The sequence below is a fragment of the Agrobacterium tumefaciens genome, from assembly GCA_025559845.1.
In the GTDB taxonomy this organism is placed as follows: Bacteria; Pseudomonadota; Alphaproteobacteria; order Rhizobiales; family Rhizobiaceae; genus Agrobacterium.
Window position 1 is genome coordinate 108,191 of sequence record CP048469.1, and the last position, 15,018, is coordinate 123,208.

The following is a 15,018-nucleotide window of genomic DNA, read 5'->3' on the forward strand; positions in this document are numbered from 1 at the left end:
CTCGCCATCAGATTACATCGGTGGCATCTACTCGACATTCTTCCAGGCGGATGCGGGAACTTTGTCCCATAGTTGACCATGAGTGATTTCTGCGCGGCGATGGTCGCATGCCCCTTCAAATTCTCCCAGTTCAGAAGATGGAACGCGGTCTTTCATATGACTGTAGACCTGTTCCAATGTGTGCAAGGTCTGGCATCTTCTGAACTGCATTAAATATTTTTTTCTTATCATTGATTGTCGCTTGCATTTATCCGAATTGACAATTGAGGGGTATGCTTCCGGCGTGGGGTTTAAATATAACTCGGTGAAAATTGTTATTGGAATGTGCTTAAAGATTATATTTTCGTGAATGCATTCACAACGAATTATTGACGTGTGCTTATAAGATTTTCAGGTTTCGATTTAAGCAGGATTTACGTTAGACGGACGACATAGGTGGAAGGCAAATCCCGCGGCAGGTATTTGCCTCAATGTGATGGTCTACAAGGGGCGCTGGAAACGATCCAGGTTGCAGCCGAGATCCGAAATTCCTCGTTCTGCGATTTTCCAGGAGATGGGCGCTGGCTGCGCCTTTGGATATCTTCATCCGCTGGGCATGGAAGGCCGCACAGCATGCAGAGCTTGATTACCGTACCTGAAAAAAGGTAAATTTCGCCAAACTCAATTGGCGATCCGTATTCCTGCAGCAGGATCACCACGAATAACGACAAGAGACCGCGATCGTAGTGGTCCTTACATCGTTGCCAACGATCCCGTAACCGGCCGCCCCATAGCGGCAACTGCCTGCCATTGTCACTCCAAGCAGCGGTAACTCGGCGCTTTCTGGCGATGAAATTGGGCGTGTCCGTTGTTCGGCTCGCTCTTGAACCTTTTTCTGGACATTCCGTACGGCGCCCTTCGAGGTTCGGCCTCGGAGTGCTCATGGTGCCGATGCATGCGGAACAATCAGCCAGTAACCGACCGCGAGGTCACCTATTCAAGCGATGTGCGACTGATCACGACCACTGATCTTCAGGGCGATATCACGTTCGTCAACGACGACTTCGTGAACGTCTCGGGCTTTTCCAGAAAGGAATTGGTTGGGCAGCACCACAACATCATCCGTCACCCCGACATGCCGTCGGCGGCATTTCAGGACATGTGGCAGACGATCCAATCCGGGCGTTCATGGAAGGGCTTGGTGAAAAATCGCTGCAAGAACGGTGACTATTACTGGGTAGACGCCTACGTCACGCCGATCATGAAGGACGGCAAGGTCATCGAGTACCAGTCCGTGCGAACCTTGCCTGACGATGCCGCCAAGGGCCGCGCTGAACAGGAGTATCGTCGTTGGCGCGATGGTAAGCGACCGGCTACTGATGGCAGGATCAGGTTGTCCTGGCGTTCAAAGCAGATGCTGATTGCCGGGTTGCCATCGCTGCTGTTGGCCGGCATGGCACTCACTCGTGCTGATCTTCCGTTGGCTTCTTTCGCCGGGCTACTCGCTTTGCTGGCAACAGGTGTGCAACTGGCGCTCCTGAAACCCTTCGGACGCCTGGTAACGGATGCCCGTCAGGTCATCGGCAGTCCTGCGATGGCGTATCTGTATAGCGGTCGTAAAGACGAATTCGGCAGTATCCAGAATGCTCGGCTCACTAAAACCTCGGAAATGAAGGCGGTAATTGCCCGCCTTGAAAACACCTGTCATTACCTGGATCGATCGAAGAGGCGCAGCGACGAGTTCATCGAGCAGTCCAATCGGGCGATCGAGGGACAAGGCCATCATGTCGAGGAGATATCCAGTGCGATGGCCCGGATGCTCGACAGCCAGACCCAGGTTGCCGAAGCATCGGCGCGCACCGCAGATGCTTCGAACGCCTCGCGGGAGGCGACGGTGCAGGGTCGGGATCAACTGGAATGTATGGTCGGGTCAATCAACCAGCTCGCGCTGTCACTGGAGGACACCCGTGCTACGGTGTCGGCACTGGCGGAGCGCAATACTGATATTGGCAAGGTTGTCGACGTCATCACGGCCGTCGCAGATCAGATCAATCTGCTGGCCTTGAATGCAGCGATAGAAGCCGCACGCGCAGGTGAAGCAGGACGCGGCTTCGCCGTGGTGGCCGATGAGGTGCGAAACCTCGCACAGCGTACCCAGCAATCAACAAGCGATATCCGCGGAATTATCCTGGGACTGGAAGAAGATACCCAGGCCTGCGTAGCGGCCATTGAGAACGGGGTGGAGGTATCGCGGCGGACCGTTGATCTCGCGGGCGCGACGGACCGCGCGTTCGGCGTGATCCTGGAATCCGTGAATCACATCTATGAGCTGGCTGGTGATGTCGATACCTCAATGATCGAACAGTCCAGCATCAGCGAGCAAACAGGCAAGCAAATGACGGTTCTTCGAGACAGCGCCAATGAAGCAGTGAAAGCCAGCGGGGCGGCTAAACATGAAGCTGATCGGCTCGGCTGGCAGATAGACAACCTGAATGTGTTGGCCAGTCACTTCAACGCGGGCCTGAGCCGATAGTCTAAAGCTCGCTACTGCAATTCTTCCCCCGTTTCGTCAGCCTTAAAGTGAATCATCCCATGGTGCGCGCTGCCATCGGTCGAGAAGAAACTCGCTGAATACGGTCAATCTGTGCGGCACGGGTTCTCTACGTGCCCGCACAAGGCTGATTTTCGAGGCTGCCCCCTCCCAGTCAGGCAAGACGCGAACCAGTTGGCCGCTGCGTAGCTCTTCATGAATATCCCAGGTCTCTCGCATTGAGATTCCTAGTCCGGCGAGGCACCACTCATGTAAAACGTCGCCGCTGTCGCTGCACAGCGTGCCGCTGACGGTGACGGGTTTCTCCCGCCGCCCCTTGCGCAGCGGCCAAGTGCTTTGCAACAGGCCCGGATAGGCGAACACCAGGCAGTTGTGCTGCGCCAGGTCTTCCGGCTGAGCAGGCTGTCCATGCACTTTCAGGTAGGCCGGCGACGCAGCTAGGATGCGCCGGTTGTCGGCCACACGTCGCGCCACCAGCCGCGAATCGGCCAGCTCGCCCATGCGGATCGCCAGATCCAGGTCGCCGCTATACAGATCCTGCACCTGATCGGACAGGCGCAGGTCAAAGCCGACCTCGGGATGCAGACGGCAGAAGTCGTGGATCGCCGGTGCCACGAACTTGCGACCGAACGGCGTGGGCGCGGTCAGGCGGATGGTTCCGCGCAACGCCTGATTCGCGCCGGTCGCCAGTTCCTGCACTTCTTCCAGCACGCCCAGCGCCACGCGCGCCCGCTCGGCAATGGCGCGGCCTTCATCCGTGATGCGCAGGTTGCGGGTGTTGCGCTCGAACAGCGTGGTGCCCAGTGCCTGCTCCAGCCGGGCGATCTGTTTGCTGACCGTCTTCGGTGCCAGATGCAGGTCGCGCGCGGCGGCGGAAAAGCTGTGCCGCTCCACCACATGCACGAACACCGCCAGGTCATCCAGATTGCGCAATGTCATTTGGGTCATTCCGTAGAAAGTGTTTGTCTATTTTGGTCATTTAAAGGATATACTGATTTGCCCACACTGACACTCTTTGTCCCCCATGCTGCCGTCGCCATGCTCCCTTTGGAGGTGCGCCCCGCAGCGCATCCCGACAGGAGTTTCAGATGAACCAGCGCATTCTTTTTGTCCTCACCAGCCACGACCGCAAGGGGCTGGCTGATGCCGCCGACGCGGCACCCAGCGGCTTTTATCTCTCCGAGGTCACGCACCCGCACCGGGTACTGGCCGATGCTGGCTACGCCGTCGATTTCGTCAGCCCCAAAGGTGGCAAAACGCACGTGGATGGCCTCGATCTGGACGATCCGGTCAATGCCGCGTTCTGGAGCGATGCGGCGCTGCGCCGCGCCACCGAAACCACGCTTTCGCCGGCGCAGGTCGATGCCGACGCCTATGCCGCGATCTTCTATGCCGGCGGCCACGCGACGATGTGGGACTTCCCCGGCAGCACCGAGCTGGCCGCGATTGCCGCTCGCATCTATGAGCGTGGCGGCATCGTTGCAGCGGTCTGCCACGGCCCGGCCGGGCTGGTGAACCTCAAACTGTCCGATGGCCGCTATCTGGTCGAAGGCAAGGACGTGTCGGCCTTCACCAACGACGAGGAGCGCGCGGTCGGTCTGTACGACACCGTGCCGTTCCTGCTGGCCGATGCCTTGCAGGAACGCGGTGCCCGCCACGTGCCCGCGCCGAACTTCCAGGCGCAAGTGGTGGTGAGCGAGCGACTGGTCACGGGCCAGAACCCCGCTTCTGCCAAGGGCGTGGGCGAAGCGATGCTGCCGCTGCTGGCATCGGCAGGACGGGCCTGAACCATGAACGAGCGCATGCCTTTCGTCATCTACGTGTTCGCGCTCTGCGCGTTCGCCCTGGGCTTCACCGAGTTCGTCACCATCGGCCTGGTGTCCACCATTTCCTCTGACCTGCATGCCAGTGTCAGCCAGGTCGGCACGGCGGTCACGGCCTATGCGCTGGGCGCGGTGATCGGCGCGCCGGGCCTGACCGCGCTGGCCACGCGCTGGCCGCGCAAGCGCCTGCTGCTGGTGGCGATGGCGCTGTTCACGCTGGGCAACGCGGTGGTCAGCCTGTCCGATGCGCTCACACCCATGCTGGTGGCCCGCTTCGCCTCGGGGCTGGGGCATGGCGTGTTCCTGGCCGTGGCGTCCAGCGTCGCCACGCAACTGGCGGGACGGCATCGTGCCGGTGCAGCGGTGGCAGTGGTGTTCGGCGGCCTAACGCTGGCCCTGGCGCTCGGTGTGCCGCTGGGCACCTACCTGGGCAGCGTGTTGAGCTGGCAGCTCATCTTCATGGCCGTGGCTGCGAGCGGCGCCATCGGCTTCCTGGGCCTGCTGGCGCTGATGCCGACAGATCGCAACGATGGATCGGCGCAGGCCAATGCGATGGATGGCCTGAAAGCCATGTTCAACCCGCGCCTGCTGGCCGGGGCCGGCATCACCGTGCTGGCCTATGCGGGGTCGTTCGCGCTCTACACCTACATCTCACCCATTCTGTTGCAGGTCACGCACGTCACCGAGAGCACGGCCAGCCTGTTGATGCTGGGGTATGGGGTGATGGCGGCCATCGGCAACGTGTGGGGCGGACGGCTCACCGACCGCAAGGGGGCGGATGCAGCCGTGATGACCGTGCTGGTCGGCCTGGCGATGGTGCTGCTGGCGATCTGGCTGTCGGCCTCATCCCTGCCGCTGATGGTGTTGTTGACCGGCGTGCTGGGCGCGCTGACCTATGCGGCAGTGCCGGCCTTGCAGGCGCGGGTGATCGGCCTGTCGCACCTGCATGCGCCGCAGGCACCGGCGGTCGCCGCCGGGCTGAACATCGCGGGTTTCAATGGCGGTATCGCGCTGGGTTCGCTGCTGGGCGGCGCCAGCCTGGAAGCGATGGGGCTGACCAGCACGGCGTGGGTCGGCGCTATTGCCGTGGGTCTGGGGATCGTCTGGATGCTCTGGCAGATGCGACGACCGGCCTTCCTAGGCGCAAGACTTGAAGGGTAGACAAGCGACGGCGCTACGGCATTTGCGTTGTTTTCTCGCTGTTACCGAAGAATTGCGCTCCGCCGCGTGCCTGAAACAATGCGAGACTTGTCCTGCCGATCGTCTCGCTATAACTTGATCTGAATGGCACTGTAACGTTTCAGCAGGAAAAATCGACTATCCGAAGTTTATCCCTCCCTCCAATAGTTCGAATACCTGATCAAGAACTTCTGAATAGGCTATGGTCTGGGCGGGATAATTTTTCCAAGCATCGTAAGCAGCGCTAGATGCGAACTCTAAAACTTCTGCAACGACTTTAGGTCGAAGGTCCTCGTCAGCTTCGACGTTGAGCCTCTTAGCAATCACGGATACCAAAGCATCCTTTCGGTTTTTTGCTTGCTCTAGGCTACGAGCCCGGATGAGGGGATGTGTTCGGATTAGGGAACGCAGAGTACGAAATCGATCTCCATCAACTCCGTAAAATCCTTCCTCGCAACCTTTTGTAACCTCCACCGCGGCATGTCGAAGCGCTGTGATGATAGGTTCGTCTGCTGCACGTCTTGCAAGGGCTGTGACAATTTCCTCATGCTCAACTGCATCATAATCCAAGACTACATCCTCTTTAGAAGCGAAGTATCGGAAGAAAGTCCTTGTTGAAACATCAACCTTATTTGTTATGTCTTCGATGCGAGTTTCGTCGAAGCCCTGCTTCTCGAAAAGTTCGTACGCTGCATCTACGAGCGCCAGTCGCAGTTCAATCTTCTTTCTTTCCCTGCGGCCGGTTTTATTCATTTTCTCCACAGTTGAACATTTCCTCAGTTAATCTTGGATTGTATGGAAATTCGCTGATTGAAATTATTCAGCGCATTATCTGTTTGCTTGCAATTCTTATACAGCGCGCTGAGGACATATCTTTTAGCAAGCATCGCGCAACGTACTTCAAAGCAAGCACGATTGAGAAATGTGATTTTTGCAGGAGAGTATGTCATAAATAAAGCCTTATGGTTCCATTCATATGGTTTCTTGGCTTTCCTTGTGGCGCTTGGGAAAAGAGCAAAAATTAAAACAGTTGCCAATACAGCTGTGTGCCACCCGCATCGCATGGAGCGAGTGTTCGATATGGGAGGTGACATCGGGTGAATTGTGCTTGGTACATTCGAGCCAACTTCAACCAGACAGATGGTCTCACGAATGCCCCAAAAAGTTGCTTTGGACAGGTGTTTCCACAGCGTTCCTCTCTGAGTCCGATAGCGTGCGCCATACGCCTTAAACCGTAGGTGCGCACCTTCAAGGGCGTTACCCGGGAACTGTCGGCGCTTTGCAACGAACTCAAGTCCTCCTGCGTGCAGCACGGGACCATGAAGGCGACAGCCATCTGCTGGAAGCCAGTGTGGCACATCCATGAAGGCCACTTCGAACGGGCGCTGGCAAGCGCTACGCAGGTTAAGAGTACCCATAGCCAGATGCGCGCGAGCTTCTTGCTCTAGAGCGGCAATCAACAAACACAGTTCCACTGCGCCTGCGCTCGACGGAGCCTCAAGGAGGGCTTCGTAGTCATGCCCACAGCGGCTGGGCGCACGGTGCTTGAAGGTCTCCAATGACGCTCCTCGGGCGCTGCGAACTTGTTCTGCTGGGACACCAACAGGGCTGACCGCCGCCTGCACCAACTGGTCGGCTGCCATGTCTCTGCCGTGCCGTTCAGATTGGACAACGACTGTGACCATCATCCCTCAACTCTGCAAAAAGTGTCATTCAATGACAAAATACACTTGACGACATACGTTACTCAGTGCCATATTTCAGGCGTACTTACAGAAATTTGCGGTCTCTTGCAACCCCGTCACTTCATTGATGGCTGGGCGGGGAGACATGTGTCTGGTCTACGGTTTTCACGAGGACGTCATGAGCGCAATACCGTCAATTGCATCCTACTCACTTCCCTCACGTGACAGTCTGCCCGCAAACGTTGCGCAATGGCAGGCAGAGCCAGATCGAGCGGTTCTATTGATCCACGATATGCAACGCTATTTCATGGGCTTTTTTGCTCCTGAATTGCGCGCCTTGTTGATCCAGAGAATCGTGCAACTTCGGCAACAGAGCATCGCTCTTGGGATACCCGTCGCATACTCTGCTCAGCCAGGTGGGATGAGCGATGAGCAACGTGGCTTACTGAAGGATTTCTGGGGCCCCGGAATGAAGGTCGATCCAGAGGAGCGGAGTGTCGTAGACGAGCTCACCCCGGGACCCGACGACTGGCTTTTGACGAAATGGCGATACAGCGCATTCTTCAGGTCTGATCTACTTGACCGGATACGGGCGGCGGGCCGCGATCAGCTCATTTTGACGGGCGTCTATTCCCATGTCGGAGTTATCGCAACTGCGGTCGAAGCATTTTCGAACGACATACAGCCATTCCTAGTCGCGGATGCCACCGCAGATTTTTCCGAAGACCTCCATCGCTCTACCCTAACCTATGCGGCCAAACGGTGTGCCTATGTCACCGTTGCTGAGGGGGTTTTCAAATGAGTGGAGGAGCGCAAATTCAAGACACCCCGTCCAGTATTCTCGATGCAATTATATCCAACACACCGCCGTCGTATGCACTAATTCGACGTAATCTCGCCGATGGTGGAGCTGATCTAACTGATATCTTGGTTGGAGACGCGGTAGCTTTAAATCAGCTTGCTGATCTGGCGTCTATACCGCTTTCCCAGAACCAAACTCATCCTGAACATGGTGTACTGCTCCTACTGCCTTTCCGGCAAATCCACGAAAGAGGATATGAATGCATCGATGATGGTGAAGCGCTTCGGGCGCTCAGCATCACTCAAAGCGCCCAAATCTCCTCCGATGAGCTTGCCCACAAGCTCCCGCAAAAGAAGATCATCATTAACGATGAACGATATAGCCTCTCTGACGAGGGCTATGCGGAGATAGCGCGAAAAATTATTGCGGACGAAATAGGCGGCGGCGCTGGGGCAAATTTCGTTTTGAGCCGCTCCTATCTTGCCACCATTGACGGCTTTGACAATATCACTGCTCTTTCGCTATTCCGAAGTTTGCTGATGCTTGAAACCGGAGCCTACTGGACGTTTATCGTTCACACTGGTGACCGAATATTCGTCGGCGCTTCGCCAGAAAGGCATGTCAGCCTTTCCCATGGCATTGCCGCCATGAACCCTATCAGCGGAACCTATCGCTACCCCTCGTCTGGCCCCAGCCTTGATGGCCTGCGCTCTTTTCTGACCGACAGCAAGGAGGCTGACGAGCTCTACATGGTCGTTGATGAAGAGCTAAAGATGATGGCGCGCATCTGCGATAACGGCGGCACTGTCTATGGGCCAACCATCAAGGCTATGGCTCGGCTCGCACATACCGAATATCATATAAAAGGCGCTTCCAGTCTTCGACCGGACCAAATACTGCGAGAAACGTTATTTGCTCCTACCATTACTGGTAGCCCGATAGAAAATGCCTGCCGCGTTATCAAAAAATATGAGTCGAGAGGGCGAGCGTACTATAGTGGTGTTCTAGCTCTAGTTGGCCGCGATAGCGCTGGCGGCCATGCTCTTGACTCAACGATCCTTATTCGAACTGCTGATATCAATATTGAGGGCCAGCTTCGCATTGGTGTTGGTTCAACACTCGTACGCAAGTCGAATCCGGCCTCGGAGGCGGAGGAAACCAAAGCCAAGGCATCTGGCCTGTTGCAGGCATTTAAGAACATCGAAGTTGGTCAGATCAACTACTCTCAACGATCGGTGAGCCAACTTGTCGAACGGTTTGCCGAATTCCAGCGAGATTCCGATGTCAGCAAAGCCCTCGCATCTCGTAACAGCGATCTTTCGCAATTCTGGCTCAAAGACAACCAGTGCCGAATACGAAGTCAACCGGACCTTGCCGGGCTGAATACGCTAATCATTGATGCTGAAGACACATTCACATCTATGATACAGCACCAACTGCGATCGCTGGGCCTCAGGGTAGTCGTACGACACTACGACGAGCCATTTGACTTGGATCAGTTCGATCTTGTCATTTTGGGGCCAGGTCCAGGAGATCCCCAAGACTTCAATGATGCCCGCATCGTATCGTTGAACAGGCTTGTTGAAAGTATGCTGATCGAGAACCGGCCTTTTCTGGCCGTCTGCCTGAGTCATCAGATACTTTCCCGAAAGCTTGGTCTAGATGTTGTTAGGCGAGCGCAACCAAATCAGGGAACCCGTCGCACGATCGATTTATTTGGTGTTCGGGAGCTTGTCGGCTTTTATAACTCCTTTACCGCCGTCTGTGGGGTCGACCAAATGACAGCGGCAGGTGGGTACAAAGTCGATATTAGTCGGGATAGGGAGACGAACGAAGTATTCGCACTTCGCTCCGACTTTTTCGCATCATTCCAATTTCACGCTGAATCTGTGCTCACGCAGGATGGAGACCGGATTTTCGCGTCTCACTTGCCCCGCCTTGTTCGCACACGAGGGTCTCTGCCTCGCCAAATAACTTTTATGAACTCGACTGACAATGGGCTGGACATTTATGATGAACACTGCCGTTAAAACCAAGACAAGCCGTCAAGCGTGGCTAGGTTTGCTAACCGTTCTCGGCCCGGTACTCCTAGTGTCGATGGATGGGTCTGTTCTGTATCTGGCAATGCCGCGTGTGACATCAGCAATCACGCCGACGGCCGATCAAGCACTATGGATTCTCGATATTTATGGCTTCGTAGTTGGCTCTCTGCTGATCGCTTTTGGCAACATTGGAGATCGTTTCGGTCGCCTAAAACTCATTGTCGCTGGTGCTATCCTTTTTGGCATAGGATCTATAGGCGCAGCTTTCTCGCCAAATCCTGAAAGCCTGATCGCGTCTCGCGCCCTCATGGGGCTTGGTGGGGCGACCTTGCTGCCGTCCGGATTGGCAATTGTCGCAGCACTGTTTTCTGATCCCCGTGAACGTGCGCAGGCGATCGGAATATTTGCTGCGACATTCGCGACAGGATTCGCGATCGGCCCGATGGTCGGCGGGTTTCTGTTGCGCTCTTTTGAATGGTGGGGAGTCGTATTCCTAATCAACGTTCCGGTCGTCGTGGCATTTGTGTTAGTGGCTCCCGTTGCATTGAAGGAAGTGCGGTCAAGCGGTTTCGGTCGTATTGATCTCCTGAGTCTATTTCTTTCGTTCGTTGGAATTCTGCTATTCACTTATTCGATAAAGCGCGCAGCCGCTGTCGGTATCTCGGGCGAACAGCTTCTTGCCGGAATTATCGGCGTTATGGCGATAGTTTGGTTCATTCGGCGCCAGGGCAGCATTGAGTACCCACTCGTCGACTTGAGCTTGTTTCGCGACCGTGTGTTTACAGTCGCAATTCTGGCGGGGCTTCTTTCTCTCGTTGTGTGGGCGGCGGCAGGTTATCTAACGGGCATCTATCTTCAGACTGTCCTGGGCTACGATGTCCTGACTACTGCATTTCTAACCCTCCCGGGGGCGGCGACTCTTACCGCGACTTGCATCCTTACCCCTCGCTTTGTCGAACGGGTTGGCAAGAAGGTGGGTCTAGTTGCCACCTACCTGCTGATCGGGATTGGCGTGGCGCTACTACTGTTCACTACCGACGAGTATGGAGTCGGATTCGTGATCGCCTCTACGATTGTCGCTGGTGTGGGATACGGCTTTTCATTCAGTCTTGTTGCCGAGGTCGCGGTATCCGCGGTGCCGGCCGAGCGGGCAGGAGCGGCTGGTGCTATTGCGGAAACGAGCAATGAGCTCGGCAACGCGCTTGGCATCTCGCTCCTTGGCTCGGTGGCCGCCTTGGTCTTTCGCCTTAATGGACCGGGACTCGCGGGGACGCTCAACGAAACACTAGATTATCCCGGCATTGATCGCGAAGCGGTCATGCAGGCGAACGGAGCGTTCGTCGCAGGCTTGCATACGGCAATGGGCATTGCTGCAGCGATCATGCTCCTCGTTGGCTTATTAGCCATTCTCTGGCTCCCAAAGAAGCTGCCCGAATAATCCTCGGAAGCCCCCCTCGTTGTTAACAGAGTTGGGGACCGCCCCTATAGAAAGGATGACGAAAATGCGTCTCGCTCGAACGGTTGAAGAAGTGATGTCTAGGTTCGCGGATCGCCCAGCAATCGCAGAGCGACCCAAAATCTTGGTCCGTGACGATGTGTCATTGAGGATGACGATCGAGTACGAACGATCATACTCAACGATAACGTACCGAGAACTCTGGAAGCGAGCGAACAGCATCGCTGCGGAACTCAAGCAAAACAAGGATTACTCCGTAAGATCGGGAGAAAAGGTTGCCTTCCTCGCGTTTACCAGTGGTAACTATGCGACTCTTGATCTTGCATGCATCCGGCTGGGGGCCGCCACCGTTCCGCTTCAGTCCACATCGACCGATGCGGAACTTGAAGCGATTCTCACGGAAACCGAACCCGTGATTTTCGCGGTTAGTCCGCAATACCTCGAAAGGGCGACGAAGCTTGCACACCGGACTCCTTCAATCCGGTGCATTGTGTTGTTCGATTTCGAACCCGACATGGACGACCATCGAGAGGCTTTCCAAGCAGGCAAGGACTTTCTAGACCAAAACGCCGGTCCGTTCCTGTTGCTGCTCACGGACATCCTCGACAAGGGAGAAAGATTGGCGGACGTCGAATGGCCTTTTGAGGATGAAGACGACGATCCGTTGGCAATGCTCATCTACACCTCGGGCAGCACCGGTTCGCCCAAAGGTGCGATTTATACCGAGAGCCTCGCGGCAGGGATGTGGGGCGGTTCGTGGTCGCAGATATTCTCAGATGTGCGCCCGATGAGCATTCACTATATGCCTATGAGCCACGTCGCCGGGCATTCCTCTTTGAAGAACACCTTGGCGCGCGGAGGTACATGCTATTTCACGGCGAGCAACAATCTCTCCAGTCTTCTGGAGGACATCGCATTGGCGAAGCCGACGGAATTGTCTCTAGTGCCGCGCGTTTGCGAAATGCTCTATCAGCGGTTTCACAGCGAACTAGCTAGGCGGCTTCTTCAGGGAGGAGATGAAACCACTCTCTATGCGGCGATCATGGATGAGATGCGCACGGATGTACTCGGTGGACACGTGCAATGGGCAAGCTGCAGTTCGGCGCCGCTCTCACGTGAACTCAAGAGCTTTACTGAAAAACTTCTCGGTATCGAACTCCACAACGTCTACGGATCAACCGAGGCAGGCGGTATCTGGGTTGACAATATGCTTTTAAAGCCCCCTGTCACAGACTATAAGCTTGTCGATGTTCCGGAGCTTGGCTATTTTCGCGGGGATCAACCTTTCCCGCGCGGTGAGTTACTTCTCAAGACCACATCAATCATTCCAGGATATTATAGGCGTCCGGATCTTTCGAAGGATTTGTTCGATCCTGATGGTTTTTATCGTACCGGTGACATTGTTGCCGAGACTGGCGAAAATGAATTGCATTTTGTGGACCGACGCAAGAACGTCATCAAACTATCCCAGGGTGAGTTCATCGCAACGGCCAAACTGGAAGTGCTCTTTACCGCAAGCCCCCTCGTTCGCCAGATATTCATTTATGCACGAAGTGAATGGTCGAGTCTTTTGGCTGTTGTCGTTCCGGCAGCTCATATTCTCGACCAGTTTCCAGATGTCGAACACGAGTTAAAACGCTTGATCAGCGAATCGTTTCGAGAGATCGCGAAGAAAGAGCAACTCAAGCCCTACGAGATTCCACGCGATTTTATTGTCGAGCGATATCCTTTTAGTCAAGGGAATGGCTTGTTGTCGGATCATGGAAAACCGATGTGGCCGAAGCTCCGGGTGCGGTATGCCGGCGATCTAGACCGACTGTATAACGAGATCGCTTCGCGTGAAATTCAGGAGTTTCGGGACATATATCGGAAGCGGGGAGAACAGACCGTAATTGAGACTGTCCGGCAGGCTGTTCGAAGTATTGTCGGTGGCTCCGACATTGAGGTAAAGCCTTCCGACCGCTTCCGTGATCTCGGTGGCGATTCCTTGTCAGCCGTTCAACTGTCTATTGTTCTTGAAGAAGCATTTGAAACACGCGTTCCGATCGATATGATCATTAGTGATGGATCTGATCTCCAAAGTCTCGCCGATTATATTGAACGGAAGCGAGGCAATGTAACCGAACGGCCCACGGTTTCCTCTATCCATGGCATGGGAGCGACCGCCTACCACGCTAGCCAGTTGACGCTCGATAAATTCATAGATTCGACGGTGCTGGATAGAGCTGGCGTCCTTACTCGCCCTGCTGACGGCCCGCGCACAGTTCTTCTCACTGGTGCAAGCGGCTTTCTTGGCCGCTTCCTGTGTATGGCGCTGCTCGCTGACCTCAAAAAGACGGACGGCAAACTGATTTGCATCGTTCGGGGAAAGGATGATGCCGCCGCATATAAGCGGCTCGCAAGTGTGTTCGAAAAGCACGACCCACGCCTTCGGCAGGAGTTTCTCCAGCTTTCCACTCGTTATCTGGAGGTCATCGCCGGCGACATCGCGCTTCCACGCCTCGGACTTGACAACGACACGTGGGAACGGTTGGCGGGAGAGGTCGATGTCATCCTGCATGCTGGCGCCCTGGTCAATCACATCTTGTCGTATAGCCAGCTTTTCGATGCGAACGTGCTCGGTACGGCGGAGCTAATCGAACTGTCGCTGACCGGCCGCCTGAAGGAGTTCGTCTTCATTTCGAGCATCGCGGTCGCTACGCCGTCCGAGGGGCGAAATTCTGTTGACGAGGACAGCGATATCCGTCTCGCCATCCCGAACATGGTAGTAGGCAGTGATTATGCGAACGGCTACGCTACGAGCAAATGGGCTGGCGAGGTGTTGTTGCGGGAAGCGAACGAGAAATTCGGCATCCCTGTTACTGTATTCAGATCGAGCATGATCCTCGCCCACCGCGATTTTGTGGGGCAGCTCAACGTGCCGGATGCATTCACCCGCCTGCTGGCCAGCGTCATACTCACCTCCTTGGCTCCAGAAAGCTTCTACAAAACCGATCATGCAATCCCTCCGTCTGGGGCGCATTATGACGGCTTGCCTGTCGACTTCACGGCGAAGGCAATCATAGCCCTGGGTGTAGGTCATCAGGACGGATACCGTACAAACAATCTAGTAAATCCTCATGATGATGGAGTTTCTCTTGATACTATTGTCGATTGGCTTGTAGAGCTTGGTCATAATATTCGTCGCGTCCACACGTACGAGGTCTGGCTTCAGCAATTTGGTAGCGCATTGCAGTCTCTTTCGGAGATCGATAGGAAGAATTCAGTGCTTCCCTTGCTTCATGGTTACGAAGAACCACTTGAACCAGTTTCTGGATCGCTAATATCTTCGGTGAAATTTCAGACGGCTGTGAAGGCAGTTCGTTTGCACTTGGACGTTATCCCGAAAGTTGACAAATCTCTCATCGAAAAATATGTATCCGATTTGGAATATCTTGGTATCTTGCCGAAGCGAAAGACGTTGGAAAGCAAGCCTGGTCATTCATTCGATGTCGTGTGAAT

General features: G+C 55.3%; 11 protein-coding genes. 7 read left to right on the plus strand and 4 right to left on the minus strand.

Annotation, left to right across the window (positions count from 1 at the left end; genetic code table 11):
• Positions 1-27 precede the first annotated feature (27 nt).
• Positions 28-231 carry a hypothetical protein gene (locus tag FY156_00520; protein UXS00079.1) on the minus strand — a complete coding sequence of 68 codons (204 nt, stop codon included), beginning with the start codon at positions 229-231 and terminating at the stop codon, positions 28-30.
• 703 nt (positions 232-934) lie between these two features.
• On the opposite strand from FY156_00520, the gene FY156_00525 reads away from it, so the two are divergent.
• The gene (locus FY156_00525; protein ID UXS00080.1) at positions 935-2,512 is read left to right on the plus strand and encodes a methyl-accepting chemotaxis protein; all 1,578 of its coding nucleotides are present in this window, start codon (positions 935-937) and stop codon (positions 2,510-2,512) included.
• 42 nt (positions 2,513-2,554) lie between these two features.
• Here FY156_00525 and FY156_00530 read toward each other — a convergent pair whose 3' ends face one another.
• Complete coding sequence (locus FY156_00530) at positions 2,555-3,478, minus strand: LysR family transcriptional regulator (protein UXS00081.1); 924 nt, start codon at positions 3,476-3,478, stop codon at positions 2,555-2,557.
• A gap of 140 nt (positions 3,479-3,618) precedes the next feature.
• Between FY156_00530 and FY156_00535 the strand changes: the two genes are divergently transcribed.
• The gene (locus FY156_00535; protein UXS00082.1) at positions 3,619-4,317 is read left to right on the plus strand and encodes a type 1 glutamine amidotransferase domain-containing protein; all 699 of its coding nucleotides are present in this window, start codon (positions 3,619-3,621) and stop codon (positions 4,315-4,317) included.
• Positions 4,318-4,320: 3 nt separating this feature from the next.
• Positions 4,321-5,514: an MFS transporter gene (locus tag FY156_00540; protein UXS00083.1), complete on the plus strand. Its 1,194-nt coding sequence runs from the start codon at positions 4,321-4,323 to the stop codon at positions 5,512-5,514.
• A 156-nt stretch (positions 5,515-5,670) separates the two neighbouring features.
• Here the strand turns inward: FY156_00540 and FY156_00545 are convergent, their stop codons facing one another.
• Both FY156_00545 and FY156_00550 read right to left on the minus strand, forming a co-directional pair.
• Positions 5,671-6,285, minus strand: a complete 615-nt coding sequence (locus FY156_00545) for a TetR family transcriptional regulator (GenBank protein UXS02966.1) — start codon at positions 6,283-6,285, stop codon at positions 5,671-5,673.
• A 23-nt stretch (positions 6,286-6,308) separates the two neighbouring features.
• Positions 6,309-7,175: a hypothetical protein gene (locus tag FY156_00550; protein ID UXS00084.1), complete on the minus strand. Its 867-nt coding sequence runs from the start codon at positions 7,173-7,175 to the stop codon at positions 6,309-6,311.
• A 220-nt stretch (positions 7,176-7,395) separates the two neighbouring features.
• On the opposite strand from FY156_00550, the gene FY156_00555 reads away from it, so the two are divergent.
• The 4 genes from FY156_00555 (at position 7,396) to FY156_00570 (ending at position 15,016) form a co-directional block, all read left to right on the plus strand.
• Complete coding sequence (locus tag FY156_00555; protein ID UXS00085.1) at positions 7,396-8,019, plus strand: isochorismatase family protein; 624 nt, start codon at positions 7,396-7,398, stop codon at positions 8,017-8,019.
• Positions 8,016-10,049, plus strand: coding sequence for a phenazine-specific anthranilate synthase component I (locus tag FY156_00560; protein ID UXS00086.1), 2,034 nt, complete (start codon positions 8,016-8,018; stop codon positions 10,047-10,049). The genes FY156_00555 and FY156_00560 overlap by 4 nt, the downstream gene beginning before the upstream one ends.
• Positions 10,030-11,499 carry an MFS transporter gene (locus FY156_00565; protein UXS00087.1) on the plus strand — a complete coding sequence of 490 codons (1,470 nt, stop codon included), beginning with the start codon at positions 10,030-10,032 and terminating at the stop codon, positions 11,497-11,499. Before FY156_00560 ends, FY156_00565 begins: the two co-directional genes overlap by 20 nt.
• 64 nt (positions 11,500-11,563) lie before the next feature.
• Positions 11,564-15,016, plus strand: a complete 3,453-nt coding sequence (locus FY156_00570) for an AMP-binding protein (GenBank protein UXS00088.1) — start codon at positions 11,564-11,566, stop codon at positions 15,014-15,016.
• The last annotated feature ends 2 nt before the right edge of the window (positions 15,017-15,018 follow it).